Genomic DNA, 25935 nt, shown 5'->3' with positions numbered 1-25935 from the left:
AGACGTCGCAATCCACACCGAACCTGGAGGCCCTCCCTCATTTCAACATCATCGGCTCACGTGTCCACCCGTTCACAACCTCCCGGGGCAGTACATCTAGCCGACGGGGAAGGTGGCGCCGATGCCCATGCCGGTGATCCACTCGGGGACGGGCTCGTAGCTGGTCCACACGAGGGGTCGCCGGACGGCGGCGGCGCCGATCAGCCAGGTGCGGATCTCGTGGCCGCCGCTGCCGGCCTGGGACTCCAGGCCGACGTCGCCGAGGTCGACGACGGGGGCGAGGTCGGCGGCGGAGAGCTGCTTGAGGAACCAGCGGTCCCACTCGGCGTTGACGGGGGCCGAAGGATTGCCGGCCATGGCGCGAACCCGGGGCTCGCGGGCGGCGGCGAAAGCACGGGCGTCCTGGCGGCCGTGAATCACCGAGAAACGGCGCTCCCCCACCACCGAAGGGTCACGAGGATCGTTGGACGGCAGCCAATGGGAAAGGCCGCCGGACGCGATCAGCAAGACCCGGCCGGGAAAAGGGGCGGCGCGAAGGACATCGCCCAGCGCCGTGCCGAGGGAAATGCACCGCGACATGCTGGGCAGCGGCGGGGCGGCGGTGTTGACGACGAGGGGAACCAGCGCAACGTTGCCGACGACCATGTCGTAGCTCTGGACGACGCCATGGTCGACGGTGAGGGAGTAGGACAGGGAAAGGTCGAAGCCGGCGGCGGCGAGGCCGTCACGGAGGGACCAGGCGAGGTCGGAGGCGACGGGAAGCGGGCCGGAGCGGGTGGCGAAGTCGCCGAAACCGACGGCCTCCTCGACGCCGAGCACGAACGGCGGCATGGCGTCGTAGAAATTGGCGTGGAAATGGTCGGGGCCGATGACCACGACGGCGGAAGGGCGGAGGCGGGACACGGCCTGGCGGACACGGTGGACATCGGCCAGGAAAGAGCCGCCGGGGTCGTCCGAGCCGGCTGGGGGCATGAGGGTGGCGAAAGGGGAATGGGACAGGGCCACCAAACCGACGATCTCGCTCACGACGACTCCCCCAGCAGGAAGTCCCGGTGCACGGCCAAGAACTCGTCGACCTTCTCCCACTGGGGCCAGTGGCCGGCGTCGGAGATCACGTGCAGGTGGCCGTCGGGCAGCCACTGCAACAGCATCTCGGCCTCGTCGAGGCCGCCGGTGGGGTCGTGGTCGGTCCACAACAGCAGAGTGGGGGCCATGATCTTGCCGACCCAAGCCGGATCCCACGCGAAATCGGCGCGTACGACGGGATCCTGGAGCACCAGCGTGTTGGCGATGGCCCGGGTGAAGCCGAGCCGGCCGTACACCCTGCGGCGCAGCAGCACCAGCTCGTCGGTGACCATCTCCTTGTGGTGGAACAGGAACTCGATACGGGGGCGAACGCCTGCGTCGGAAGGATCGGCGACGGCAGCCATCGTGATGTCCCGCAGCCGAGCCATCACCTCGGGCTTGTTGGCGATGTTGCCGGGCGTGTTGAGGACGAGCCGAGAGACACGGTCCGGGTCGTGGGCGGCGGTCCAGGCGGCGACCCAACCGCCGAGGGACTCGCCGGACAGGTGCGCGGCGTCGATACCGAGGGCGTCCATGAGGGACAGCAGGTGCTCGGAGAGAACGTCGATGGTGTAAGGGTGATCGGGCAGGTCGGACCAGCCGTGGCCGACCATGTCGTAGGCGGTCACGCGGAAGAACTCGGACAGGCCGGCGATGTCCCGGGCGTACGCCTCCAGATGGCCGCCGGTCCCGTGCAGCAGCACCAGATCGGGCCCGGAGCCGGCCCGCAGGACCCGGGTGCGCACGCCACGCACATCCACGTGGCGCAGCTCATGGTCCACATCGGACAGTTCGTCCCAGATCGAGATGTGCGCCGGCAACGGGTTCATGACGGGTCTCCTCCGAATCTCGCGCGGGCCTCGGCGACGGTGGACAGGCCGGCGCTCTGCCGCCGGCCGACGCCGAGCAGGCCGAGCAGCCGGGAGTTCTCGATGGTCAGGAACTCGACCGGTTCCTCGGCCGAGTCGTTGTGGTGCCGGTGCCAGGTCCACGGCGGCGTGTAGACGAAATCGCCGGTGGCCCAGGACTCCGTCTCGTCCTCGACCTCGCTGTGCCCGGTCCCGGAGATCACGTAGTGCACGGTCTCGTGGTGGTGGCGCTGCATGTCCGAGGTCAGGCCCGGCGGAATGGTCTGGCGGAAGATCTCGAACGACGCGGTGGGCAGCTTGCCGGCGATGGACAGCGTGGTCGGGTTGTGCACCTGGTCGGCCGGCAGCCGCTCCACCTCGTCGGCGTGCACGACAATGGGCCGCAGGTCGCTGGGCCGCATGGTGTCGCTGACGGCGCCGAGGAATTCGGCCATGCTGAAATCCGGTCCGGACTGGGCCATCAGATCGTCTCCGTCCTGCCGCCGTCGACCGTGAGCACGGTCCCGTTCACATAACTTGCCGCGCGGGAAGCCAGAAACGCCACCGCCGCGCCGATCTCGTCGGCGGTCGCGGGCCGCGAGGCGGGGACGTCCAGAGTGTCGAGGGCGGCCATCTTCTCGACGCTCGATCCGACCGACGCGGCGCGAGCGGCCAGGACCTCGACCCGACGGTCGGTCGCGGTCGCGCCGGGGGCCACGCAGTTCACGGTGACGCCGTTGGCGGCGTACTCACGGGACAGGAGCTTCGCCGCGGCGGTGGCGGCGGAGCGCAGCACGACGGAGATGGCCAGATCGGGCTGCGGCTGGCGGACGGCGGCGGACGTCACGAGGACGACCCGACCGAAGCCACGCACGGCCATGGCCGGCAGCGCGGCCCGGGCCAGTCGCAACGGGCCCAGCAGAAGGAGCTCGTACGAACGCAGCCACTGCTCGTCGGTGACTTCCAGGATGCCCCCGGGCGGCGGACCGCCGGCGTTGAGCACCAGGACGTCCAGGGAGCCGTGCGTCTCCTCCACGTGCTGCACGGCCTGCGCGGCGTCCACATCGGACAGTCGGGACACGTCGTGCACGAGCGTGTCGACCGGCCCGGTGCTGTCGGCGCGCAGCTTGTCCGCGGCGGCGGCGAGTGTGTCGGCGTGCCGCCCGGCCAGGACAACGCCGAGGCCCTGGCGCAGCAGATGGGCCGCGGCGGCATGGCCGATGCCGGCGGCCCCACCTCCGACCAGTGCGATTCGTGTGGCGATGACGGCCTCCCCAGTGAGTGCGGCAAGCGCTAGCCTGGCCGCCATGGACAGCCGGGGACAACGTTGAGTCCCGCTGAGCGGGACGGCGTGGGCGGCCTCGACCGGGCGGCGGCGATCTTCGGCGCCTTCGACGCCACCCACCGGGAGCTGACGCTGGCCGCGCTGGTGGAGCGGTCCGGGCTGCCGCGGTCCACCGCGCACCGGACCGCGGACAAGATGATCCGGCTCGGCTGGCTGGACAAGCCGCAGGACCGCTACCGGGTCGGCAACCGGCTGTTCGAGATCTCCAGCCTGGCCCCGATCCGCCACCAGCTGCGCGAGTCGGTGCTGCCGTTCCTCCAGGACCTGCACCACGCCACCAAGACCACCGTGCAGCTGGGCGTGCTGGACGGCACCCAGATCCTGGTCGTGGAGCGGATCACCGGGCACCGGCCGATGCCCATGCTGGAGCAGGCCGGCGGCACGATCCCGGCGTACTGCTCGGCACTGGGCCGGGCCATCCTGGCCTACTGCGACCCGGACACCGTGCGCACGGTGCTGTCCGCCGGTCTTCCGCGCCGCACCCCGCGCACGCTGACCAACCCGCTGGCGGTGATGCGCGAGCTGACGGCGGTGCCGGACCAGGGCTGGGCCACCGAGCACGAGGAAGGCAACATCGGCGTGAGCTGTGTGGCCGCGCCGGTGTTCGGGCCGCTCGGGGACGTGGTGGCGGCGCTGTCGGTGACCGGGCCCAGCAAGCTGATCAGGACCGACCGGATCGGGCCGGCGGTCCGGCTGGCCGCCGCGGCCGCGTCACGGGCGTACGCCAGGTCCCGCTGAGCGGGATCCGAGATTGCGTCACACCGGCGGCCACCCCAGGCTGAGATCCACAGTGACGTTCCATTCGGCCAGCAAGGGAGGCGACGGTGACTCTCGGCGGCGGCTACATGCTCCGGAACCGGCAGGGGCGCCAGATCCCGGCCATCGGGCTCGGCATCACCATGAAGACCAACGGCGACTCCACCCACGGCGCGTACTCCCTGTTCGAGTACGCCGTGCCCGGCGAGACCAACGGCCCGCCGCCGCACCTGCACACCCGTGAGGACGAGTCGTTCATCTGCCTGGCCGGCCGGCTCGACGTGATGCTGGGCGGCGAGGACTACGTGCTGGAGCAGGGGGATTACCTGTTCCTGCCGCGCGACATCGTGCACACGTTCCGGAACTCGGCCAAGGACGAGGCGCGCGTGGTCTCCGTGGTGTCGCCGGCCGGACTCGAGGACTACTACCAGGCGCTGGCCGACCTGCCGCCCGGGCCGAAGGACGTCGCCGTGCTCAAGGGAATCATGGCCGACTTCGGCATCGTCCTGCAGGTGGGCTGAGGGATGCGCGTCGCGGTCATCGGGGCCGGCGTGGCGGGCCTGGCCACCGCCAAGGTGCTCATGCAGGCCGGGCACGAGGTCGTCGTGTACGACAAGGCGCCGGACGTCGGCGGGGTGTGGAGCCGCAGCCGCCGCTACCCGGGCGTGACGACGCAGAGCCCCAAGGCGCAGTACTCGCTGTCCGACTTCCCCATGCCGGCCGACTACCCGGAATGGCCGGACGGCGCGCAGGTGCAGGCCTACTTCGCCGCGTACGCCGAGAAGTTCGGCATCAGGGCCCGGCTGAACACCGAGGTCGGCAAGGCCGAGCCGTGCGGCGAACGGTGGTTGGTGGACGGCGAGGCGTACGACCGGCTGGTGGTGGCCAACGGCGTGTTCTGCGAGCCGGCCGTGCCGGAATTTGAGGGACAGGCCGAGTTCAGCGGAAGGGTCTGCGCCGCAACGGAATTCCACGACGTCGAGGAGGCACGCGGCAAGCACGTGCTGGTCGTCGGCTACGGCAAGTCGGCCTGCGACGTGACCGTGCCGGTGAGCAAGGTGGCGGCCAGCACCGACATCGTCGCCCGGCAGCTGCTGTGGAAGGTGCCACGGCTGATCGCCGGCAGGGTGAACTTCAAGATGCTGCTGCTGACCCGAATGGGCGAGGCTCTGTTCCGATACGTGCGGCTGCGCGGCTTCGAGCGGTTCCTGCACGGCCCCGGCAACGGCCTGCGGCGACGGATGCTCAACTCGGTCGGCACGGTGTCGCTGCGGCAGTTCGGCCTGCCCCGGCTGAATCTCGTGCCGTCCGGGCACATGGAGGACATCGTCAAGGGCGCGATCGGCCTGGCCACCGAAGGATTCTTCGAAGGCGTCGCCGACGGCACGATCACCGTGCACCGCGACACCGTCATCACCCGCCTGTTCGACCGGGACGGCGCGCCGATGGCCGAGCTGGCGAACGCAACCGTGCTGCCGGCCGATCTCGTCGTCTGCGCGACCGGCTTCCGCCAGGGCGTCCCGTTCCTGCCCGACGACGTGCGGCACCGCCTGTTCGACGAGCGGGGCAACTTCCTGCTGTACCGGCAGATCCGGCCGCTGGGCGCGCCGGGGCTGTACTTCAACGGCTACAACTCGTCGTTCTTCAGCCCGTTGAACGCCGAGATGGCGGCCGTGTGGATCGCCGCCGACATCGCCGGCGCGGTGGACCTGCCGACGGAAGACCAGATGCGGCAGGCGGTCCGCGAGCAGCTGGCGTTCATGGACGTCGCCACCGACACCCACCACTGCCGCGGCACGAAGATCATCCCGTTCTCCATGCACAACGTCGACGAGGTGCTGGGCGACCTGGACGCCACCATCTCGCCGCTGGTGCGGGCGTCCCACTGGCTCAACCCGGTCGACCCGGCGGCCTACGCCGGCGTGACCCCGAAGGTGCTGTCGCGGCTGCCCCGAAAAGCGGTCACACCGCCTCGCCGCCATGCCGAAACGGGCTGATGCCGCGGCGCGACGGCCCGGCCAGGAACTCCACCAGCTGGGCCACGGGCCCCTCGGTCCAGGAGTCGAGCTCGTGGCCGTCGCGTAACAGGTCGAACACCTGCCGCAACGCGCGGTAGTCGCCAGGCGGCATCCCGGATCGCTTCAGCCCCACCACGTTGAGCGCGCGGTGGGTGGCCGGGTTGCCGTCGACGCCGCAGAACGGCAGCACATCCCTTGTCACCTTGGACATCGCGCCGACGACGGCCTGCCGCCCGACGCGAACATGCTGCTGCACCAGGCACATGCCGCCGATCACCGCGCCGTCGCCGAGCATCACGTGCCCGCCCAGGGTGACCGCCTGCGACACGACCACGCCGTCGCCGAGCTGGCAGTCGTGGCCGACATGGGACTGCCCCATCACCACGCAGCCGGCGCCGATCCTGGTCGGCGCCGAGGTGGTCGAGCGGTGCACGACCGCCGCCTCACGGATCACCGTGTCCGGCCCGATCTCCACGCTGGTCGGGCCGCCGGTGAACGCGAGGTCCTGCGGATCCCCGCCCAGCACGGCATGCGAGTCGACACGCACGCCGGCGGCGAGGCGCACACAGCCGTGCACCACCGCGTAAGGTCCGATCACCACGTCGTCGGCCAGCTCGGCCTCGGGTGCGACGACGGCCGACGGATGAACATGCGTCAACAACCCCACCCCCGGCGGCCATCATCGCATGCTCAGTCGCGCAACAGTCCTGACATCACCATGGTGGCCATGGAGTCCGCGGTAGCGCTCAGTTCCCGGTCGCTCACCGGGCGCTCACCGAACCGGCGGGCCAGCGGGCCCTGGGTCATCGTCGCGATCGGGCCACTGACCAGGGAGTACAACTGGAACAGTGGCACGGGCCGCATTCGGCCCGCCGCAACGAGTTCCTCGACCGACGGCTCGCACAGCCGCAGCACCGGTGTGAGGAACCGCTCGTGCAGATAGTCCAGTCGGGCGGAATCCCGTGTCCCTTCATACGCCATCAGCCGGCTCAGCTGCGGGCTGCGCACGGCGATCTGGTAGAAGCGCCGCACGATCGCCGCGAGCCGTTCGGCCGGATCCTCGAAGTGCTTGAGCAGCACGGGATCCACCTGCCGGCGCCAGTCGGCCAGCGCGAAGTCGACCACGGCCTCCCAGAAGCCGTTCTTGGAGCCGTAGCGGTCGTTGACGAAGTTGTGGCTGACCCCGAGCCGATTGCCCAGCTCCCGCACGGAAGTCGCCTCGTAGCCGAGTTCGGCGAACGCGTCGAGGCCGCGGCGCAGGATCTCGACCTCGGCCGGCAGCAGCACCGCCCGACGCCGCTGCTCGATGGACATCCCCGATCCCTTCCCGGTGGTGAGGAACAGATGCAACCACACGAACCGCCGGCCGGGGCCGCAAGTCGGCTTCGAAAACGTCGAAAGAGACGGGTGAACCGATCCACCGGTTCGTCCGGGACCCGAGAAAACGCCGGACAACGACGTCCGTACCGGACCGGCATCCGGTGTGCCAGGCTTCGTGGCATGCGTCCGAGCCTGTACGAGCACGCCGGCGGGGAGGCGGCCTTCCTCGCGCTGGCCGCCGCGCACCACCGTCGCTGCGTCGACGACCCCGAGCTCAACCACCCCTTCTCCCACCCTGGTCAGCATCCGGAGCACGTGGCGCGGCTGGCCGCCTACTGGGCCGAGGTGCTAGGCGGCCCGCCCACGTACTCGACGACGGCCGGCGACCATTCCTCCGTGCTGCGGATGCACGCCGGCAACGGCGAGGGCATGCACGACCTCGGCCGCCGGTTCGTGGCCTGTTTCGTGGCGGCGATGGACGACGCCGGAATGCCCGACGACCCGGAGTTCCGCGCGGCGATGCGGGCGTACATGGAATGGGCGGTCGGCGATGTCCTGATCTACACGCCCGAGCACAGCGCCGTGCCGACCGACGCGCCGATGCCGCGATGGACCTGGGCGGGCCTTTCGGCGGATTGACAGATCGGGTCGGCCGGCACGTCCGAAATACCCGACTTTCGGCCGTGTTCGGGCCCGCTCGACTGCTTCTACGTTGGGCCGCACACATCCGCTTGTGGCGCACGGGACCCCTGAGAACGACCACCCGGCGCCACCGGTCCCCTGTGGAGGCGTGCCCCTTGAAGATCAGCAGGCTTACCGCCGTCGCGGCGATGGCCCTGACGCTGCTCGGCATCGCGACCGTGCCGGCCCAGGCCGCCAGCACGCCCGACATCGTCGGCGGCACCACCGTCGGCACCGCCCCGTCCTGGGCCGCCGCCGTCGGCGACAGCTCCGGCATGTGGTGCAGCGGCGAGCTCGTCGCCAGCCAGTGGGTGCTCACCGCGGCCCACTGCGACGGCGCCACCCAGATCCGCATCGGCTCGAAGAACCTGAACAGCGGCGGCACGCTGGCCAGGGTCTCCAAGTGGGTGCGCAACCCCAAGTACAACGGCAGTGGTTACGACTTCTCGCTGTACAAGCTGACTTCCGCCGTGAGCCAGACCCCGATCCAGATCGCCAGCAGCTCGCCGGCGGTCGGCACCGCGGTCACGCTGTACGGCTTCGGCCAGACCTGCGGCACCCCCAGCTGCGGCCCGATGAGCTCCACGCTGCGCCAGCTGTCCACCAAGGTGGCCAGCGACAGCAGCTGCGGCGGCATCACCGGCAGCGTCGAGCTGTGCTTCTCCACCACGGTGTCGGGCAGTGACTGCTACGGCGACTCCGGCGGCCCCGCCGTGGTCAACGGCTTGCTGGTGGGCAGCGACAGCCGTGGCGCGGACGGCCCCGGCGCCGACACCTGCGGCCGGACCAAGTCCATCTACGGCGACGCCTCCACGTCGACGATCTCCTCGTGGGTGAGGTCGACCATCGCCGCCGGCTAGTTCTGCGTATCACAGGAAAACCGCCTTGGTCCCCATTACGGGACCAAGGCGGTTTTTCGTTGCGGTCGGTTCAACCCGCCGAACGACGGGCGCGCAACAACCACCGCCTGACGGTGTCCTTACAGGCAACTGATAGACATGACGCCGGCGATCGTGAGGGGGTAGTCCGGCGTGAACGAGGAAGCCACGCATCCTGACATCAATTGGCGTCGTGTGCGCCGGGTCGGGTACGTAGTGGCCGCTGTCATCGTCGCGATACCGCTCATCGCGTTCGGCATCACCTACGGCATGGTTCACACACCCGACCCGAAGGCCGTCCTCGACCAGCAGCAGACGGTGACGGTGTACTACTCCGACGGCTCGGTGATGACCACCATCGGCCCGAGCACCGGCGGCACCCGCACCGTGGTGGGCATCGACCAGATCCCGCCGGTCGTGCGGCACGCGGTCGAGGCGGCCGAGGACGAGGGCTTCGAGACCAACATCGGCCAGGGCGGCATCACCACCCAGTTCGTCAGGCTGGCCACCGGCGAGGACGCGCAGTCGCTGCCCGAGCAGTGGGTCCAGCTGGTGCGGGGGCTCAAGCTCAACGAGCAGCAGACCAAGGCCGACATCCTGGCCGGCTACCTGAACCTGGTCTACCTCGGCCGCGGCGCCTACGGCATCCAGGCCGCGGCCCAGGCCTACTTCGGCGTGAACGTGGACAAGCTCAACCCGTCCCAGGCGGCGTTCCTGGCCGGCTGCATCGACCAGCCGTCCCGCAGCGAGGACGACAAGTGGACCGAGCAGCAGTGGTCGCACGCCCTGGACCGGATGGTGGCCAACGGCTGGCTCGGCCAGGACGAGCGGGCCAAGTACGTCACGCCGCCCAAGCCCATCCCCTCGAACTCCGGCTCGCTGCCGCCCGCGCGGACGTTCATCGTGCGGCAGGTGCTGGCCGAGGCCAAGGACGAGGGCATCGACGAGGACACCCTGCGGCACATCGGGGCCCAGGTGCACACCACCATCGACCCCAAGGCGCAGAACCTGGCCGAGAAGGCCGCCCAGTCGCTGAAGTCCACCGATCCGGACGTCGGCGCCGCGCTGGTGTCGATCAACCCCACCAGCGGCGACATCGTCTCGTGGTTCGGCGGCGACCATCCCGACCAGGCCGTGCCCGACAGCGCGGACACCGTCGCCCAGCCCGGTCCGGTCTTCCAGCCGCTGGTGCTGATGGCCGCGATCCGCGCCAATCCCCAGATCACCCTGGCCACGCCGTACAACGGCACCGCCCCGGTCGTCGTCGGCGGCCAGTCGATCAAGAACTTCGGCGGCGCGGACTGCGGCCCGCAGTGCACGGTCGGCGACGCCATGAAGAACAACACCAACACCGTGTTCTACAAGATGACCGACGACATCGGCCCACTCCAGGTCAAGGACGCCGCGTTGAAGGCCGGGGTGGCCCCCACCCAGGTCATCGGCGGCAAGGCCGGTCCGGCGCTGACCTCCGGCGACGGCAAGCAGACCGGCGACATCATCGGCGCGGGCGGCTACCCCGTGCGGCCCCTTGACATGGCGCAGGCCTACGCCACGCTGGCCGCCAACGGCCAGTACAAGCCGGCCCACTTCATCAGCAGCATCGCCGACACCAAGAACAACCCGATCTACGACGTCAAGGCCAACCCGAAGGCCACCCCCACCCGGGTCTTCGAGCCGGCGCAGAGCCAGCTGGTCACCCAGTCGATGCTCACCGGGCCCGGCCTGGAGGGCGGCCGGCAGGTGGCGTCCAAGGCCGGGGCGACCGAGTTCCTCGACTCCCCTGACAACTCCGACGCCTGGGCCGTGGGCTACACCCCACAGGTGGTCACCGCCGTCTGGGTGGGCCACCGCAAGGAGCTCGCGCCGATGAAGGAAGGCGTGGACGCGCCGACCGGGATCTGGCAGCAGTACATGAACTCCTACCTGAAGGACAAGCCGGCTGTGCAGTTCTAGCCGGTTCGGCCGTCGCAGCTTGTCATCGCGGGCGGCGCAGCCCGTCCAGCACGAGCGTGATGACACTGTCGGCCTCGGCCCGCCAGTGGGGACGGTCATGGGCCGCGCCGATGCCGTGCAGCGCCATCATGACGGCACCGGCATCCACGTCGTCGCGAACCGTGCCGTCCCGGACGGCGTCGGCCACCAGGTCGGTGACGGCCTGCTCCAGCGCCCGGCTGCCCTCGGCCATGGCGCCTGAGCCGCTGGCCATGAGCGTTGCCAGCGTCCGGGCCAGACCCTCGTGGGCGGCTATGTGGTCGACCATGCCGCGCAGGAAGGTCGCCAAGGCCTCCGCCGCGGGCAGCGTGGCCTGGAGCTGGCGGGCGCGGTCGCACAGCGTGGCGACTTCACCGTGGTAGACCGCCTCGGCCAGCGCCTCCCGGGTGGGGAAGTGGCGGTACAGCGTGCCGGTGCCCACTCCGGCCAGGCGGGCGAAGTCGTCGAAGCGCAGGTCGAAGAAGTCCCCGGCGTCGAAGACCTCCCGCGCCTTGGCGAGCAGGGACTCGCGCTTGCGCCGGGCATCGGCCCGCAGTGGCTTGTCGGCGGTCATGCGCTGCTCCCGGTTGACAAGTGGAGATGATCTCCATATTTTGAAAGTGGAGATGACCTCCAGATCGATCGTACGCCATGAGGTGCAGCGTGAAGATCCTGATGTTCGGCCGAGGCGTGATCGCGACCGTCTACGGCTGGGTCCTCCACCAGGCGGGACATGACGTCGAGTGCTACGTCCGGCCGGGTCGCGCGGCGACCTACGGGGACTCGGTCGACCTCGATCTGTTCGACGGGCGGCGCCGGGTGTGGGGGCAGCGCGTCGTCGAGAAGTGGCCGGTGCGCTACCGCGAGACGCTGGAGCCGGACCACGACTTCGACCTGATCGTGCTCAGCGTGCCGCACCACCGCCTCGCGGAGGCGACGGCCTTCCTGTCCCCGCGTGTCGGCCAGGCCACGGTGCTGGTCTTCGGCAACATCTGGACCGAGCCGCTCGCCGCGATCGGCGAGCTCCCCCTCGACCAGGTCGCCTGGGGCTTTCCCCAAGCCGGCGGCGGTTTCGGCGAGGACGGCACGCTCCGTGGGGCGCTGCTGCCCTCCGTCGTCGTCGGCACCCTCGGCCGGCCCCCGACCGACCGGGAACGGGCCGTGCGCCGGATGTTTCGCGAGGCCGGGCTCCGGATCAAGGAACAGCCCGACTTCCGGGGCTGGCTGTGGGTCCATTTCGTGTCGGACGCCGGCCTGTTCTCCCAGGGCCTGCGGCTGGGTTCGCTGTCCAAGCTGGCCGGGGTGACGGGCGACCTGCGCGAGGGGCTGCTGGCCGGCCGCGAGCTGCTGCCGGTGCTCCAGGCGCGCGGCATCGACCTGCGACGTCACCGGGGCGGTGTGCTGCTGTTCCGGGCGCCCACCTGGCTGACGGCCCCCGTGCTCGCCTGGCTCACTGCTCATATCGCGCCTGCGCGCGTGAGCCTCACGGCGCACTCCGACCCCGACGCCGAGGAGCCGCGGGAGGTATGCCGGGACACCCTGGCCGAAGCGCGACGGTTGGGCATCTCGGTGCCGCGACTGGAAGCGGCGGAACCGCACTTCGCCCGTGAGGGAACGGGTGATCAGCGCGTTGTCACCTAGCGCCACCAGGCGCGGTGGCGTTGGGCGGCGACCGCGCCGGCGGGGGCGACGAGCTCCATCAGCCGCGGCGTGACGTGCTTGAGGTGCTCGCCGACCCACAGCGCCGTGGAGAGGTCGGGGACGGTGGCGCCGTTGGGTAGGACGGGTTCCCGGAGCTCCGGCGGCGCGAGCATGGGCACGCCGCTGTGGTCGGCACGGTCCAGCCGTGAGGCGAGGTGGTCGAACCACGCGGCGACCTGACCGGCGTGGTCGCCGAGAAGCTGCCGTAGGGGGTCGGGCTCGCCGGGGGCGGCGGGCAGGCCGGCGAGGGAGTGGGCGGTGAGGCGGGCCCGCATGGCGCCGGCGACCAGCCGCCAGAGGTCCTCCTTGGGCACCCGCTTGGTGCCCTGCTCGGCCAGGAAGCCGCGCAGGGCCTCGTCGAGGCGGCTGCCGGCGGCGATGGCGGCGGAGGCGGTCGGGGCGTCGGGGCGCAGGCCGAGGGCCCAGTGGGCGGCGTCGGAGAGGTAGAGGCCGCCGGTGCGGAAGGCGTCGGCGAGGTCGTCGGCGACCAGTGACCCCGCGCCGCGCGGCCAGAACAGGACGCCCACGGCCAGGCTCACCGCGCAGCCGATGGCGACGTCCTCGATCCGCACCACGCCGATCTGCCAGCCGGCCGGCACCAGCAGGTTGAACAGCACGCTCACGACGACCGTGAAGGCGGCCTGGCCGGCGGCGAAGGGCAGCACACCGGGGGCGTAGGCGGCGACGAGCACGGCCAGCGGCAGCGCGGTCCACAGGGCGGCGGTGCTGGAGCCGATGGCCAGCAGCAGCGCGGCGCCGATGACAAAGCCGACCACGGTGCCGAGCAGGGCCCGCAGCACGGTGGAGCCGGTGGACGCGGCGTTGGTGCGCAGCACGGACAGCGTGCCCAGCACGACCCAGAACCCGTGCTCCACGCCGGTGAGATCGGCGACGGCGACCGCTGCCGCCAAGGCGATGGCGCCGCGCGCGCTGTTCAGGAACCACACCGACCGCAGGTTGGCGTGCCGCGACACCGCGTTGGCGAGCGTCGTCACGCCGGCCAGGCGGCGCTCGCTCTGGGCCAGATCCGTTCCGTACCAACGCCTGCGGCCGTTCGACACGATCGCCGGGTCGGCGCGGTGGGCGGCGATCAGGGCGTCGGCCAGCGCCGTGTGCGCCGCGACGGCCGCGGTGCGCGCGTGGAACGACAGGTGCACCGCCGCGCCGAACTCCGCGCTGTCGCTGCGCAGGCGTCGCAGGTGCTCGACGCTGGCGGCGAGGCTGTGTTCCAGGCAGTCCAGCTGCGGCTTGGTCGGCTCGTCGGTCAGCAGCGCCGCCACGTCCAGCAGCACCGACGCGGTGTCGGCCAGCAGTCGGCGCTCCACCTCGTCGATGTGCGTGAGGTCGTCGTACTCGCGGAGGCTGTCGCAGATCACCGACGTGCACCACTCCAGCAGGCCGACCAGGCTGTCCAGCGCCTGGTCCGCCGCGGCCAGCCCGGTCGGCCGGTACGGCGTGGAGGTGAAGGTGCTCAGCAGGTTGTGCTTGCACTCCAGCGAGCGCTGCCGGAACTTCGGGTCACGGTCTCCACTCAGCGCCGCGTTGAGCTGGTCGGCCAGCGCGCGGGCGTTCTTGGCCACCGCCAGCCGCAGCAGCGCGCCGGGCGGCCGCGGCGACAGCGCCAGCACCGCCGCCGTGCCCACGATCGACGCCAGCCACCAGCCGGCCAGGCGTTCCGGCAGCATGGCCATCGTCCCCGGCGATGCCGCCGGCAGCACGTAGGCCAGCAGCGCCGCCGTGCTGCCCGAGGCGGCGTTCGGGCCGCCCACGCCCGCGAACAGCACCAGGAACACCACCGGCAGCGTCACCAGCGACGCCACCAGCACGGACTGGTTCACCGCCGTGCCGACGACGATCAAGGCGCTGCCGGCCAAGGCCAGGCCCAGGTGGGCCACCACCTTGTCCCCGGCGCGGCCCCCGAAGGCGGCCAGCACCAGCGTCGCGAATCCGCCGAACGCCGCGAACGTCGCCACCTGGAGGTCGCCGAGCACGGTGTAGCAGAACGCGAACAGCCCTGGCACCACCACGGTCGCGCGCACCGCACGCAGCGCCGCGGGCGTGGACCACAGCCCTTGCAAGCTGGTCATTCGGCGAGCATATTGGCCGTCCCGCCGGGGCGACACGGCTGCGCCCGGGACTACCTGCCGTCCGTCAACTGTTTCCGGGTCCCAGGGGCGGCAGCGGCGCCGTGGGCGCACTCCGCAGCAGATCGGCCAGCAGCGCGAGGTAGCGGCGCCACCCATCGTGCTCGTCGAAGGGGACCGTGGCGCAGACCATGGACAGCAGCCGGGGCAGATCGGCCGGGCCGATGTCTTGCCGCACGCTGCCTTGTTCCTGTGCGCGGGCGAGGACCCGGGCCACGTGGTGGAAGAATGCGCGGGAGAGGCCGTCCGCCACGGCCGGGAGCCCGCGGGTGGTGGCCGCGCACAGGTCCGTGGCGTGGATCTCCAGGGCGGCCTCGAAGCAGCGCAGCAGGCCGCGCAGCGCGTCCGGGTCCGTGTCCGCCTCGTCCAGGATGGGGGCAACGTGTTCGAGGTACCGCTCGCGGACGACGGCCGCGACCAGGTCGTCCCGGCTGGGGTAGTGCCGGTACAGCGTCGCCGGGCCCACGCCGGCGCGGCGGGCGATCTCCTCCAGCGGGACGTCGTGCCGCCGCTGGCCGAACACCTCGTGCGCCACCGCCAGGATCCGCTCGGCGTTGCGCCGGGCGTCCGTGCGAGCAGCCCGCTGACCTGCGGAGTTCCGTGACGCCGGCACGCGGCGATGCTAGCACCGAGAGCGCGCTCTCACTTTGCTAGGCTCAACTGAGAGCTCACTACCGCTTATGGGGGCCGCCCGCATGACCACTCCCCTCGAGATGACCCGCGACCGCTTCGACCCCTCGGCCGCGCTGCGCGAGGTGGCCGCCCGGCCGGGTCTGCCCCGCATCACGTCGCTGTTCGGCCCGGCCCGGCTGGCCGTCCGGCACGAGGACGTGCGGGCCGTGCTCGGCAACTCCGTCGAGTTCAGCAACGGCGCCCAGTCGCGGTTACAGGGAACCGAGGACGTCGGCTTCATCCTCGGCTACGACCCGCCGGCGCACACGCGCCTGCGCCGTATGCTCAGCCCCGAGTTCACCCTGCGCCGCATGCGGGCCATGCGCCCCCGCATCGAGGAGATCGTCGACGAAGCCCTGTCGGCCATGGCCGCCGCCGGTCCCGGCGTCGACCTCGTGGCCGAGTTCGCGCTGCCCGTGCCGTCGCTGGTGATCTGCGAGCTGCTGGGCGTGCCCTACTCGGACCGGGCCGCCTTCCAGAGCCTGACCCGCAGCCAGCTGGACTTCGCCATCCCGCTGGAGGAGCGCACGCGGGCCGGCGAGGAGATGGGCCAGTACCTGTCCGAGCTCGTGCGGCAGCACCAGCGGGCCCCCGGCGAGGACCTGATCGGCGCCCTGATCACCCAGCACGGCGACGACCTGTCCTTCGCGGAGCTCGTCGGGCTGGCCAGCATGCTGTTGATCGGCGGCCACGAGACCACGTCCAACATGCTGGGCCTCGGTTCGTTGCTGCTGCTGGAGAATCCCGACCAGCTCGCCCTCATGCGGGACGATCCGGCCGTGGTCGAGGGCGGCGTCGAGGAGCTGGTGCGCTACCTGTCGGTCGTCCACTTCGGAGTGCCGCGCGAGGTCGTCACCGAGCTCACCGTCGGCGGCGACCGCCTGGAGGTCGGCGAGTTCGTCCTGTGCCTGATGCACCTGGCCAACCGGGACGCCGCCTTCATCCCCGACGGCGACCGCTTCGACCTCACCCGCAAGCCCGCCCCGCACGTCGCCTTCGGCCACGGCATCCACCACTGCGTCGGCGCCCCGCTGGCCCGCCTGGAGATGGCGGTCGCCTTCCCCGCCCTGTTCCGCCGTTTCACCACGCTGCGCCTCGCGGTGCCGTCATCGGAAATCGCTTTCCGCACCACCAACCCCGTCTACGGCGTGGAGGCCCTGCCCGTCGCCTGGTGAGCCCTCAGTCGAGCTCGACCCGGAAGAAGTGCACCCCGCCGTCACGATCGCCCACCACCGCCACGTCGCCGGCCATGGCCAGGCACGCGGCGTCCGCCGGCAACCGCACCTCGCACACCGCACGGCCGGAGCTCAGCCGATGGGCGTACAGGTGCTGCTCCCCCAGGCGCACCACCAGGTTTCGGTCCGGCACCAGGCACAGGGCCCGGGAGCGAGGGAACTGAAGGCGGGGCCGGAGAACGTCCTCGTCGGGGTCGATGCCCCACACGGTGCTGACGAGCTCGTCGTGGTCGACGAAAAGCAGGGCGCCGTCGACCAGTTCGACGCAAGGGTGGCTGTAGCCCTTGGGCAGCAAGAACTCCTGGTGGGTGTCGCCGGTCGCGGCGTCGAGCAGCATCAGGGAGGTCTCGTCGCCGAGCTCGCCGGGAGTGGCGACGGCGCCGTCGGCCAGCCGGACGGTCCAGCAGTAGGTGGCCCACACGAGCTCGGTGGTGATCCGGCCGTGGCGGGTCCACCGGAGTTCACCGGAGGCGAGATCCCAGCACTGCAAGGCGGGAACCCCGGTCACGTTGACGGAAAGGCCACCGATCAGGGGATGCTCGGACGGGAGCGCGGACGGAACCAGGGCAAGCCCGTCGACGATCAACGACGGGAAACGGACGCCATTGCCCGACGCGCCGACAAAAGCGCGCTGGGGACCGTCCAGGGACCAGAGCTGGGGCGGCGCGCTGTACGGGACGACCAACAGCGAACGGTCGTCCACCACGGCCACGGAGACGATGTTCGCCTCCCCGCCGGCCGGCAGCAGGATCCGCTGGCTTCCGTCCCGTGACACCAGATGCAGCTTGGCGCGCTCGGCGACCACCAAGGTGCCGTCGGGAAGGAACACCGGCTCACACGGCACATCGCTGCTGTCGACAACGGCGATGACTGCGCCGGAAGCCACGTCCCACAACAGAACCTCGCCGGTCAGGCTGAGGCTGGCGGCCAAGGAACCGTCGCCGGAGGTGACGATGTCGGTGACGTTCGAGTGGTGCCGGCCGCCGTCCTGCTCATCGCCACGCAGAGCGGGCCACAGCTTGAGGGAACCGCGCTCGTGGGCAGTCACCAGCCGGCCGTCCGGCAGGTAGGCGAGATCGACGACCCGCCCGGTTTCCACCCCGAACGTCGCCAGCACCCCGTCCTTGCCACACACGCGTATGCCGTGCAGCGACCCGGCGGCCACGAATTCCCCATACACGCCAAGGGTGTTGATGAACCCCTGCCGAGGAAACCGGGCGACCTCGGAGTCGTCGGCCAGATCCCAGCAGATCACCTCGCCGGCCGCCGTGTACAGGCAGGAGTCGCCGAACAGCAACGCCGTCGGCGCTTCCTCATGCCCCCGGCCGGTGTCGTTGCGTCCACACAGGATCCACGTGTCCCCCATCCGTCCCATGTTCGGCATCTCCCGGATGAACTGGGGCGTCCCGTACAGCTCACGGGACAGCCGCAGGCCGTCCAGGTCCCACAACAGGACCTGGTTGTCCCGCCCGGCCGAGGCGGCGATCGCCCCGTCCGGACTGACGGCGACATGGTCCACACTGGACACATGGTCGTCGAGGACGGCCATACAGGTGGCCGAACCCAGGTCCCACACCCGTACGGTGCGATCTTCCCCACCGGACACGGCGACCATGCCCTGCGCGGCGACGGAGCGAATGTGCCCGCTGTGCCCGGCCAGCACGGCGACGGTCTGCCACGTCCGCGTGTCCCACACCCGGATGAACTCGTCGTCGGACGCCGACAGCAGCAGCCGGCCGGCGTCGGCCAGCGCCAGGCTGTTCACCGGCCCCACATGCCCGACGAGCCGGTCGAAAGCCCGCCCCTCGGCCAACGACACCAGGTAGAGCGTGCCGTCGTTCTCGGCGCTGACCACGCAGGTGTCGCCGTCGGGCAGCACAACGACGCTGTGCAGGCCGCCGTCCGGCAGGGGCAGGGTGAAGGTCTCCGTCAGTCGCGGCGCTGGCGCCGTACCGATCCTGATCAACGCCACGCGGGCATTGTCGGCACCGCCACCACCCCATGACATACGCACATATGCGTAGTTGACACCCCGTGAAACCGGCCTGAAACCGCCGCACAACCGGCCCCGGCCACCGTGAAACCCATGACCACCAACGACAACGCCACCGTCCAGCTCGACGAGCGCACCGGCGCCTGGAACGTGTTCGGCCACCCGGAGGCCCTGGCGGCGCTGAACGACCCGGCGACGTTCTCCTCCGACGTCTCCCGCCTGATCACCGGCGACCGGCCGGGCAGCGAGATGGTCAATGACGGCAACCTCGTGCAGATGGATCCGCCGAACCACCGCAAACTACGCACCCTGGTCAGCCACGCCTTCACACCCAAGGTCGTGGCCGGCCTGGAGCCGCGCATCGCGGCGCTGACCACCGAGTTGCTCGACGACGTGGACGGCGACCTGGAACTGGTGTCGCAGCTGGCCCATCCGCTGCCGGTGATCGTCATCGCCGAGCTGCTGGGCGTGCCGGCGAGCGACCGGGACCTGTTCCGGCAGTGGGCGGAGGTCCTGACGGCCGACGACATAGGGTTCACCGCCAAGGACGAGAACGGCGATCAGGCCCGGCGCTTCGAGAAGCTGGCACGGGATGTCCAGCCGATGGTCGACTACCTCAACCAACACGCCAACGAGCGACGGGCCAGGCCGCGCCAGGACCTGCTGACCGAGCTGGTCCAGGCCGAGGTGGACGGGGAGCGCCTGACCGACGGCCAGGTGGTCAACTTCGCCACGCTGCTGCTGCTCGCCGGGCACATCACCACGACTATGCTGCTGGGCAACACCGTGCTGTGCCTGGACGAACATCCCGAGCAGGCCGCGAGAATCCGCGCGGACCGATCGCTGCTGCCGGGCGCCATCGGGGAGTCGCTGCGGCTGCGGCCTCCGTTCACCCTGCTGGCCCGGGTCACCAAGGCCGAGGTCGAACTGGGCGGACAGGTCATCCCGGCCGGCCAGATGGTGCTGTTGTGGCCGCGCGCGGCCAACCGGGACCCACGGGTGTTCGCCCGTCCGGACGAGTTCGACCCGACCCGTGACTCCGACCCGCACCTGTCGTTCGGCCGGGGCGTCCACTTCTGTCTGGGCGCGCCGCTGGCCCGGCTGGAGGGCCGGATCGCGCTGAACCTGCTGCTCGACCGCTTTCCGGTGCTGCGCACCGACCCGGCCGACCCGCCGACGCCGCTGCCGTCGCCGACCATGACAGGTGTCTCCCGGCTACCGTTGCGAACGGCCTATTGAAACAGGATGTAAACGTTTGTAGCCTCCGTGCCATGGACCGGGTGAGTCGTCGTCGCATCGTCACGCTGGGGGCCGCGGGCGCGGCCGGGATGGCCTTGCCGCTGGCCGGCACCGCCGCCGCGGAGCCGGCCAAGCCGGCCGCGAAACTGTTCGACGTCACGGAGTTCGGCGCCCGTGGCGACGGCGTCACGATCGACACCGCGGCGATCAACCGCGCCGTCGACGCGGCGGCCAAGCACGGCGGGACGGTGTTCTTCCCGGCCGGCACGTACGCCAGCTACTCCGTGCACCTCAAGAGCAATGTGGCGCTCTACCTCGCGCACAACGCCACGCTGCTGGCGGCGGCGCCGGCGAACGGCAAGGGCTACGACCCGGCCGAGCTGCCCGGCGCCGGCAACAGCTACCAGGACTTCGGGCACAGCCACTGGCACAACAGCCTGATCTGGGGCGAGAACCTGGTCAACGTGACCATCGGCGGACCGGGCACCATCGACGGCAAGGGCCTGGTCAGCGGGGGCAGCCAGGAGTCGCAGCCGTTGCAGGGCAACAAGGCCATCGCGCTCAAGCTGTGCCGCAACGTGGTGGTCAGGGACGTCACCATGGTCAACGGCGGGCACTTCTGCATCCTGCCCACCGGCGTGGACAACTTCCGCATCGACAACGTCGTGATCGACACCAACCGCGACGGCATCGACATCGACTGCTGCAAGAACGTCCGCATCTCCAACACCACGGTGAACTCCCCGGCCGACGACGCGATCGTGCTGAAGAGCTCGTACGCGCTGGGTTACGTGCGTGACACCGAGAACGTCACCATCGACAACTGCTTCGTCAGCGGCTACGACCTGGGCACACTGGTCGACGGCACGTACAGGACGGCCGCGTTCGGTCGCACGGGCCGGATCAAGTGCGGCACCGAGTCCAACGGCGGCTTCAAGAACATCGCCATCTCCAACGTGGTCTTCGAGCACTGCCGCGGGCTGGCCTTCGAGACCGTGGACGGCGGCGCGCTGGAGGACATCACGGTCAGCAACATCACCATGCGCGACGTGCAGATGCCGATCTTCTTCCGGCTCGGCTCCCGCATGCGCGGCCCCGCCGGCATTCCGGTCGGCACGCTGCGCCGGGTCAGCATCGCCAACGTCATCGCGCACAACTCCGACCCGCGCTACCCGTCGGCCATCGCCGGCATTCCGGGCCACCGCATCGAGGACGTGCGGATCAGCAACGTGCGCCACCACATGGTCGGCGGACTGACCATGAACGGCATCCCGGAGAACCCGCCCGAGGTGGAGAACGCCTACCCCGAGCCGAGCATGTTCGGCCCGCTGCCGGCGTTCGGCTTCTTCCTCCGCCACGTCGACGGGGTCACCCTGGACAACGTCGAGGTCCGCTACGAGCAGCAGGACCTGCGGCCCGCGTTCGCGCTGCGGGACGTCGTCGACGCCGACTTCCACCACGTCAAGGCGGACAAGGCCCCGGGGACGCCGACCTTCGTGCTGGACGACGTGTCCGACTTCCGGGTGACCACCAGCCGGCCGGTGGCGGACACGCAGCTGGACCAGACCGGTCACTCTGAGCTCTGACAGCGCTGTCACCAGGCGATACGGCCGGTCACGCCCTATCGTGACCGGCTGTGGACCTTCCAGTGATGCCCCCGGTGCGGCCGATGCTCGCCAAGGCCGTGCACGAAGTGCCGACCGCCGAGGGGCTGCTGTTCGAGCCCAAGTGGGACGGCTTCCGCTGCATCGTGTTCCGCGACGGCGACGAGGTGGAGCTCGGCTCGCGCAACGACCGGCCGCTGACCCGGTACTTTCCGGAGCTGGTCGACCTGTTGCTGGAGGTGCTGCCGCCGCGGTGCGTGGTGGACGGCGAGATCGTCGTGGTCACCGGCGACGGCCTGGACTTCGACACGCTGCAGAACCGGCTGCATCCGGCGGCGTCGCGGGTGCGCAAGCTGGCGGTGGAGACGCCGGCCAGCTTCGTGGCGTTCGACCTGCTCGCGCTGGGCGACGACAACCTGATGGAGGAGCCGTTCGCACGGCGGCGGGAGCTGCTGGAGGGCGCGATCGGCGGCGACCTCGCGCGTATCCACATCACGCCGCTGACCCGTGACCCGGACGTCGCGCGGGACTGGTTCACCCGGTTCGAGGGCGCGGGCTTCGACGGCGTGATGGCCAAACCCGGCGATCTGCCGTACGAGCAGGACAAGCGGGTGATGTGGAAGGTCAAGCACGAGCGGACCGCCGACTGCGTGGTGGCCGGATTCCGGTGGCACAAGGACGGAAACGGCGTCGGGTCGCTGCTGCTCGGCCTGTACGACGACGAGGGCACGCTGCACCACGTCGGCGTGGCCAGCAGCATGACCGCCGCCCGGCGCAAGGAGCTCGTCGACGAGCTGGCCCCGTTGCGGGAGAACGCCCTGGAGACGCATCCGTGGCGGGGCTGGGCCGTGGCGCAGTCCGAGGCCGGTGGGCGGATGCCGGGCGGGCAGAGCCGGTGGAGCGCCGGCAAGGACCTCAGCTGGGAGCCGCTGCGGACCGAGCTGGTGGCCGAGGTCCGGTACGAGCACGTGATGGCCGGGCGGCTGCGGCACGGCGGGCGGCTGGTCCGGTTCCGACCCGACCGGACGCCCGAGTCGTGCACCTACTCGCAGCTGGACCAGATCGCCCCGGCCGAGTTGAAGGCGCTGTTCCGGACATGATCGTCGAGGGCGTGGAGATCACCCATCCGGAGAAGGTGTTCTTCGGCAAGATCGGGGCGACCAAGCTCGATCTGGTCCAGTACTACCAGGCCGTCGCCGGGCCGTTCCTCGACACCGTGCGCGGGCGGCCGTTGCTGCTGGAGCGTTATCCCGACGGCGCCGGCGGCAAGTCCTTCTTCCAGAAGCGGGTGCCCAGGTCCGCGCCGCCGTGGCTGCAGACCACCGTCGTCTCCACGCCCAACGGCACGACCAGCGACGCCCTGGTGGCGGCCGATCTCGCGCATGTGTTGTGGGCGGTGAACATCGGCTGCCTCGGCTTCCACGTGTGGCCCGTCCATGCCGCCAACCCGGAGGTCACCGACGAGCTCCGCATCGACCTCGACCCCTCCCCCGGCATCGGCTTCACCCAGATCGCCGAGGCGGCGCTGCTGGTGCGGGATTTCCTGGCGGAGTGCGGCATCACGGCGTACCTGAAGACCACCGGCTCCCGTGGCCTGCACATCTACGTCCGGCTGGCCGAGCGGTGGGACGGCTACCAGGTGCGGGCCGGCGCCGTCGCCCTGGCCCGTGAGCTGGAGCGCCGACACCCTTCGTTGATCACTGCCAAGTGGTGGAAGGAGGAGCGGGGCCAACGGGTGTTCGTCGACTTCAACCAGAACGCACCGCACAAGACCGTTTTCGGGGCCTGGTGCGCGCGGCCGCGGGTCGGCGGTCAGGTGTCGACCCCCATCGCGTGGGATCGGCTGCCCGACGTTGACCCGGATGCCCTGACCATTCAGACCGTGCCGGCGTTGTTGGCGTCGCAGGGCGATGCGTGGGCCGGCATGAACGACGCGCCACAGTCCCTGGAGCCGTTGCTGGAGCGGTCCGAGCGGGACATGGCCGCCGGGCTGATGGACGCGCCCTGGCCGCCCGTGTACCCGAAGATGCCGAACGAGCCGCCCCGCGTCGCCCCCAGCCGCGCCCGCCAGCCGGAGGGCCCTTGATGCAGGGAAGGACGCCTTACCCGCGTTCAACGAGGGTAAGGCGTCCTTCCCTGCATGGGGGTTACTGGACGGCGTCGGCCGTTAGGGACTGGTACCACGGGGCCCAAGGGGTGTTCGAGGCCGGGTAGTTGGCCAGCGGGGTGGTGGCGTCGGAGGCGGAGTCGAAGTCCCAGCCGCGGACGAGGTGGCCGGACTGGCGGGCGGAGACGATGAACGACGAATTCGTTGCGGTGGCGGCATAGAAGACAGCGCCCTGCTGCAGGGTGGCGCTGTCGCCGGCCTGGAACTCGTCGAAAGCGGTCTGCTGGTAACGGATGCGGCCGCCGGTGACGCCGGAAGTGGTGTAGCGCAAGGTCTGGGCCTCGGTGGGGCCGTCGGCGCCGGTGTACACGGAGATGCTGCGGCCGGCGGCGGAGGCGGAAGACCTGGGCAGCAGGGCGTTGGAGGTCTTGGCGTTGCCGGTCCACGAGACGGTGCTGCCGGACAACGTGCCGTTCCAGGTCCAGTTCTGGCTGCTGCTCTGGCTCTTGTGGATCTCCACCAGGCCGCTCCCGCTGAAGGCGACCGTGGGCGTGACGCCGCTGTCGTACTGATGGCTGGCCTGCCAGGTGATCTCGCCGTCGGAACCGAGCTGACCGACGTGGTGCCAGAGGGTGCTGGCGGTCTGCGACTGGTGCACCTCGACGAGCTGGCCGGCGTCGTTCAGGGCGACGGCGGGAGTGGTGCCGCTGTCGTATTTGCCGTGACGAAGCCAGTTCACGGTGCCGTCGGCGGCGACAGTGCCGGTCCAGTACCAGAGCGCGCCCGCGCCGGAGTCGTGGACCTCGACGATCTGGCCGTGGCTGTTGATCGCCACGGCGGGGTGATAGCCGACGTCCCGCTTGTACTCGGTGCGGGTGCCGGCGTCGCCGGACAGCAGCGGAAGGACGCGCCCGCGCAGGGAGTCGACCGAGGGCGAACCGACGTAATCGGCCGGGTGCAGGATGCTCGAACCGAAGGCGGACTGGAGTTCCTGGTTCACAGCGGTCAGGTTGCCGGCGGCGAAGCTGTAGTTGTCGGTGAGATCGTCCTTGAGATCGAGCATGACGACCAGCGGCGCGTGCGTGGGATGCGCGGCAGACCAGCCGGCGATGACCGCGAGCCAGTCGTGCAGCAGGTTGGACGCGGGATTGCCGGCGTGGTCGACCAGGTCCCCGGGCCCGCTGTGCCCGACGGAGTAGTCGTGGTTGGCGGCGTAGTCGTTGTCGTGCACGTCGAGCTCGACGAACCGGACGCCGTGGTCGAGCTGGTACGGGATCGAGTTCTTGGCCCCGTCCACGTTGCCGGAGTAGCTGTTGTGCGTGGCCAGGAACACCGAACTCGCGAACGGCTGGCTCGCGGCGGGGCTGGCGATCAGGGCGGAGGCTGTGGTCAGTGCGGTCAGGTACGCGCCGAGACGGTTCATCCGACGATCGTCGAACGTGACCGGTCGGCGGGACCAGTGGCGGGACGCTGAACACCAGGCAGCGTCCCGCCTGCGTCCTCACGACAGGAACTTGAGCACCTCGGGGTAGAACACCTCCGGCCGCTCCACATGCGCGATGTGGCCGCACTGCTCGATCAGCCGCAGCCGGGACGACGGCAGGCCCTGGTGCAGCTGGCGGGCCCACGGCGGGCCGCAGATGGGGTCCTTGTCGCCGACGATCACCAGGGCCGGCGCGGTGATCTCGGGCAGCCGGTCACGGACGTCGTAGGGCACGTCCTGGCCACGAGACGGCGCGCTCCAGATCTTGCACGCCGCCCGGAAGGACTCGAACTCCACCCGCCAGTCGGCGAAGTAGGCCGGCAGGATGGTCTGGAGCACCCCGGTCAGCTCCTCGTCGGTCATCGCGGCGTGCTGCGAGGTGAACGCGGCGAGGATCTCGTTGCCGGCGTGCTGGAGGTTGGCCACGGCATCGCCGAAGAACTCCGCCCCGGTCACGGGCGAGGTGTCGTACAGCACGAGCGCGTCGACGGGATGGGCCAGCGCGTACTTGAGGGCGACGAAGCCGCCGTGCGAGTGGCCGAGCAGCACGACCGGGCCGGCGTCCAGGTCCTGGACCACGGCGTGCAGGTAGCGCACGTAGTTGTCGAGCGTGTAGTCGGCGTCGTCGGCCAGCCGCCCGGACTCGCCGGTGCCGATCGGCTCGACGTAGACCATGGTCAGATGCTCTTCGAGCGGCCGCATCCGCAGGGACTCCCAGGCGATGCCGGGGCCGCCGGAGTGGGCGACGCAGATGGGGCCGCTGCCGGCCATGTGGTAGCGCTGCTTGACGCCGTCCAGCTCGACGACGTGCGTGGTGAGGGTCATGCCCACACGATTCGGGGCGGAGCGGAAAGTTCGATCCGATTCGAGTGACG

The 25935-nt window shown here is 70.6% G+C and carries 24 protein-coding genes; 12 read left to right on the top strand and 12 right to left on the bottom strand.

Annotated features, from left to right (window positions below; genetic code table 11):
• Positions 1–96: 96 nt before the first annotated feature.
• From AB0M73_RS14475 to AB0M73_RS14460, 4 genes are read right to left on the bottom strand one after another with little or no spacing between them, the layout of a single operon-like run.
• On the bottom strand, positions 97–1026 hold the full coding sequence (locus AB0M73_RS14475; RefSeq protein WP_363891050.1) for a 2,3-dihydroxyphenylpropionate 1,2-dioxygenase: 930 nt from the start codon (positions 1024–1026) through the stop codon (positions 97–99).
• Positions 1023–1895: an alpha/beta fold hydrolase gene (locus AB0M73_RS14470; RefSeq protein ID WP_363891048.1), complete on the bottom strand. Its 873-nt coding sequence runs from the start codon at positions 1893–1895 to the stop codon at positions 1023–1025. The genes AB0M73_RS14475 and AB0M73_RS14470 overlap by 4 nt, the downstream gene beginning before the upstream one ends.
• The gene (locus AB0M73_RS14465; protein WP_363891046.1) at positions 1892–2395 is read right to left on the bottom strand and encodes a cupin domain-containing protein; all 504 of its coding nucleotides are present in this window, start codon (positions 2393–2395) and stop codon (positions 1892–1894) included. Before AB0M73_RS14465 ends, AB0M73_RS14470 begins: the two co-directional genes overlap by 4 nt.
• Positions 2395–3222 (bottom strand): SDR family oxidoreductase, encoded by an 828-nt coding sequence (locus AB0M73_RS14460; protein ID WP_363891044.1) that lies wholly within the window; start codon positions 3220–3222, stop codon positions 2395–2397. Before AB0M73_RS14460 ends, AB0M73_RS14465 begins: the two co-directional genes overlap by 1 nt.
• Positions 3223–3240: 18 nt before the next feature.
• Here AB0M73_RS14460 and AB0M73_RS14455 point away from each other — a divergent pair, with 18 nt between their 5' ends.
• The 3 genes from AB0M73_RS14455 to AB0M73_RS14445 all read left to right on the top strand — a co-directional run bounded on the left by AB0M73_RS14455 (position 3241) and on the right by AB0M73_RS14445 (position 6011).
• Positions 3241–3996 carry an IclR family transcriptional regulator gene (locus AB0M73_RS14455; RefSeq protein WP_363891042.1) on the top strand — a complete coding sequence of 252 codons (756 nt, stop codon included), beginning with the start codon at positions 3241–3243 and terminating at the stop codon, positions 3994–3996.
• 86 nt (positions 3997–4082) lie between these two features.
• Complete coding sequence (locus AB0M73_RS14450; protein ID WP_363891040.1) at positions 4083–4535, top strand: cupin domain-containing protein; 453 nt, start codon at positions 4083–4085, stop codon at positions 4533–4535.
• 3 nt (positions 4536–4538) lie between these two features.
• Positions 4539–6011: an NAD(P)/FAD-dependent oxidoreductase gene (locus AB0M73_RS14445; protein WP_363891038.1), complete on the top strand. Its 1473-nt coding sequence runs from the start codon at positions 4539–4541 to the stop codon at positions 6009–6011.
• On the opposite strand, the gene AB0M73_RS14440 is transcribed toward AB0M73_RS14445, so the two are convergent.
• Together AB0M73_RS14440 and AB0M73_RS14435 are read right to left on the bottom strand one after the other, a co-directional pair.
• Positions 5977–6690 (bottom strand): hypothetical protein, encoded by a 714-nt coding sequence (locus AB0M73_RS14440; RefSeq protein WP_363891036.1) that lies wholly within the window; start codon positions 6688–6690, stop codon positions 5977–5979. The two genes, AB0M73_RS14445 and AB0M73_RS14440, sit on opposite strands and share 35 nt — an antisense overlap.
• Positions 6691–6722: 32 nt before the next feature.
• Positions 6723–7346 carry a TetR/AcrR family transcriptional regulator gene (locus tag AB0M73_RS14435; protein ID WP_363891035.1) on the bottom strand — a complete coding sequence of 208 codons (624 nt, stop codon included), beginning with the start codon at positions 7344–7346 and terminating at the stop codon, positions 6723–6725.
• A 186-nt stretch (positions 7347–7532) separates the two neighbouring features.
• On the opposite strand from AB0M73_RS14435, the gene AB0M73_RS14430 reads away from it, so the two are divergent.
• From AB0M73_RS14430 to AB0M73_RS14420, 3 genes are all read left to right on the top strand, one after another.
• Positions 7533–7991, top strand: coding sequence for an oxidoreductase (locus AB0M73_RS14430; protein ID WP_363891033.1), 459 nt, complete (start codon positions 7533–7535; stop codon positions 7989–7991).
• 158 nt (positions 7992–8149) lie between these two features.
• On the top strand, positions 8150–8893 hold the full coding sequence (locus AB0M73_RS14425; protein WP_363891031.1) for a trypsin-like serine protease: 744 nt from the start codon (positions 8150–8152) through the stop codon (positions 8891–8893).
• A gap of 234 nt (positions 8894–9127) precedes the next feature.
• The gene (locus tag AB0M73_RS14420; RefSeq protein WP_363891029.1) at positions 9128–10864 is read left to right on the top strand and encodes a transglycosylase domain-containing protein; all 1737 of its coding nucleotides are present in this window, start codon (positions 9128–9130) and stop codon (positions 10862–10864) included.
• Positions 10865–10886: 22 nt separating this feature from the next.
• On the opposite strand, the gene AB0M73_RS14415 is transcribed toward AB0M73_RS14420, so the two are convergent.
• A complete protein-coding gene (locus AB0M73_RS14415) occupies positions 10887–11456 on the bottom strand; it encodes a TetR/AcrR family transcriptional regulator (protein WP_363891028.1) in 570 nt (189 codons plus the stop codon).
• Positions 11457–11545: 89 nt separating this feature from the next.
• Between AB0M73_RS14415 and AB0M73_RS14410 the strand changes: the two genes are divergently transcribed.
• The gene (locus tag AB0M73_RS14410) at positions 11546–12523 is read left to right on the top strand and encodes a 2-dehydropantoate 2-reductase N-terminal domain-containing protein (RefSeq protein WP_363891026.1); all 978 of its coding nucleotides are present in this window, start codon (positions 11546–11548) and stop codon (positions 12521–12523) included.
• On the opposite strand, the gene AB0M73_RS14405 is transcribed toward AB0M73_RS14410, so the two are convergent.
• Positions 12520–14670 (bottom strand): FUSC family protein, encoded by a 2151-nt coding sequence (locus AB0M73_RS14405; protein ID WP_363891024.1) that lies wholly within the window; start codon positions 14668–14670, stop codon positions 12520–12522. The two genes, AB0M73_RS14410 and AB0M73_RS14405, sit on opposite strands and share 4 nt — an antisense overlap.
• Before the next feature lie 64 nt (positions 14671–14734).
• On the bottom strand, positions 14735–15340 hold the full coding sequence (locus AB0M73_RS14400) for a helix-turn-helix domain-containing protein (protein WP_363891022.1): 606 nt from the start codon (positions 15338–15340) through the stop codon (positions 14735–14737).
• Positions 15341–15422: 82 nt separating this feature from the next.
• Here AB0M73_RS14400 and AB0M73_RS14395 point away from each other — a divergent pair, with 82 nt between their 5' ends.
• Complete coding sequence (locus AB0M73_RS14395; RefSeq protein WP_363891020.1) at positions 15423–16574, top strand: cytochrome P450; 1152 nt, start codon at positions 15423–15425, stop codon at positions 16572–16574.
• Positions 16575–16578: 4 nt separating this feature from the next.
• Here the strand turns inward: AB0M73_RS14395 and AB0M73_RS14390 are convergent, their stop codons facing one another.
• A complete protein-coding gene (locus tag AB0M73_RS14390; RefSeq protein ID WP_363891018.1) occupies positions 16579–18606 on the bottom strand; it encodes a WD40 repeat domain-containing protein in 2028 nt (675 codons plus the stop codon).
• A gap of 114 nt (positions 18607–18720) precedes the next feature.
• Here AB0M73_RS14390 and AB0M73_RS14385 point away from each other — a divergent pair, with 114 nt between their 5' ends.
• Genes AB0M73_RS14385 through ligD form a run of 4 tightly spaced genes read left to right on the top strand, consistent with a single transcriptional unit; the run spans position 18721 to position 23556 of the window.
• Positions 18721–19866, top strand: a complete 1146-nt coding sequence (locus AB0M73_RS14385) for a cytochrome P450 (protein ID WP_363891016.1) — start codon at positions 18721–18723, stop codon at positions 19864–19866.
• Between the two features lie 32 nt (positions 19867–19898).
• The gene (locus AB0M73_RS14380; RefSeq protein ID WP_363891014.1) at positions 19899–21452 is read left to right on the top strand and encodes a glycoside hydrolase family 28 protein; all 1554 of its coding nucleotides are present in this window, start codon (positions 19899–19901) and stop codon (positions 21450–21452) included.
• A 50-nt stretch (positions 21453–21502) separates the two neighbouring features.
• The gene (locus AB0M73_RS14375; RefSeq protein WP_363891012.1) at positions 21503–22570 is read left to right on the top strand and encodes an ATP-dependent DNA ligase; all 1068 of its coding nucleotides are present in this window, start codon (positions 21503–21505) and stop codon (positions 22568–22570) included.
• Entirely contained in the window at positions 22567–23556 is a 990-nt protein-coding gene (ligD, locus tag AB0M73_RS14370) for a non-homologous end-joining DNA ligase (RefSeq protein ID WP_363891011.1), read from the top strand. The genes AB0M73_RS14375 and ligD overlap by 4 nt, the downstream gene beginning before the upstream one ends.
• Positions 23557–23617: 61 nt before the next feature.
• Here the strand turns inward: ligD and AB0M73_RS14365 are convergent, their stop codons facing one another.
• Positions 23618–25000: a hypothetical protein gene (locus AB0M73_RS14365; protein WP_363891009.1), complete on the bottom strand. Its 1383-nt coding sequence runs from the start codon at positions 24998–25000 to the stop codon at positions 23618–23620.
• Positions 25001–25078: 78 nt separating this feature from the next.
• Positions 25079–25885: an alpha/beta hydrolase gene (locus AB0M73_RS14360; protein ID WP_363891007.1), complete on the bottom strand. Its 807-nt coding sequence runs from the start codon at positions 25883–25885 to the stop codon at positions 25079–25081.
• Between the last annotated feature and the right edge of the window lie 50 nt (positions 25886–25935).

It is taken from the genome of Kutzneria sp. NPDC051319 (assembly GCF_040682195.1).
Lineage (GTDB): Bacteria > Actinomycetota > Actinomycetes > Mycobacteriales > Pseudonocardiaceae > Kutzneria.
Note: the sequence above shows the minus strand (reverse complement) of the source record. Positions and strands in the feature narration are given on the sequence as shown.

Bases quoted from the DNA above. Each gene is read 5' to 3' on its own strand.
- AB0M73_RS14395 (WP_363891020.1), top strand. From the start codon at position 15,423: ATGACCACTCCCCTCGAGATGACCCGCGACCGCTTCGACCCCTCGGCC.
- ligD (WP_363891011.1), top strand. From the start codon at position 22,567: ATGATCGTCGAGGGCGTGGAGATCACCCATCCGGAGAAGGTGTTCTTC.
- AB0M73_RS14380 (WP_363891014.1), top strand. From the start codon at position 19,899: ATGGACCGGGTGAGTCGTCGTCGCATCGTCACGCTGGGGGCCGCGGGC.
- AB0M73_RS14460 (WP_363891044.1), bottom strand. From the start codon at position 3,222: ATGGCGGCCAGGCTAGCGCTTGCCGCACTCACTGGGGAGGCCGTCATC.
- AB0M73_RS14435 (WP_363891035.1), bottom strand. From the start codon at position 7,346: ATGTCCATCGAGCAGCGGCGTCGGGCGGTGCTGCTGCCGGCCGAGGTC.
- AB0M73_RS14465 (WP_363891046.1), bottom strand. From the start codon at position 2,395: ATGGCCCAGTCCGGACCGGATTTCAGCATGGCCGAATTCCTCGGCGCC.
- AB0M73_RS14360 (WP_363891007.1), bottom strand. From the start codon at position 25,885: ATGACCCTCACCACGCACGTCGTCGAGCTGGACGGCGTCAAGCAGCGC.
- AB0M73_RS14365 (WP_363891009.1), bottom strand. From the start codon at position 25,000: ATGAACCGTCTCGGCGCGTACCTGACCGCACTGACCACAGCCTCCGCC.
- AB0M73_RS14430 (WP_363891033.1), top strand. From the start codon at position 7,533: ATGCGTCCGAGCCTGTACGAGCACGCCGGCGGGGAGGCGGCCTTCCTC.
- AB0M73_RS14385 (WP_363891016.1), top strand. From the start codon at position 18,721: ATGACCACCAACGACAACGCCACCGTCCAGCTCGACGAGCGCACCGGC.
- AB0M73_RS14415 (WP_363891028.1), bottom strand. From the start codon at position 11,456: ATGACCGCCGACAAGCCACTGCGGGCCGATGCCCGGCGCAAGCGCGAG.
- AB0M73_RS14470 (WP_363891048.1), bottom strand. From the start codon at position 1,895: ATGAACCCGTTGCCGGCGCACATCTCGATCTGGGACGAACTGTCCGAT.
- AB0M73_RS14445 (WP_363891038.1), top strand. From the start codon at position 4,539: ATGCGCGTCGCGGTCATCGGGGCCGGCGTGGCGGGCCTGGCCACCGCC.
- AB0M73_RS14405 (WP_363891024.1), bottom strand. From the start codon at position 14,670: ATGACCAGCTTGCAAGGGCTGTGGTCCACGCCCGCGGCGCTGCGTGCG.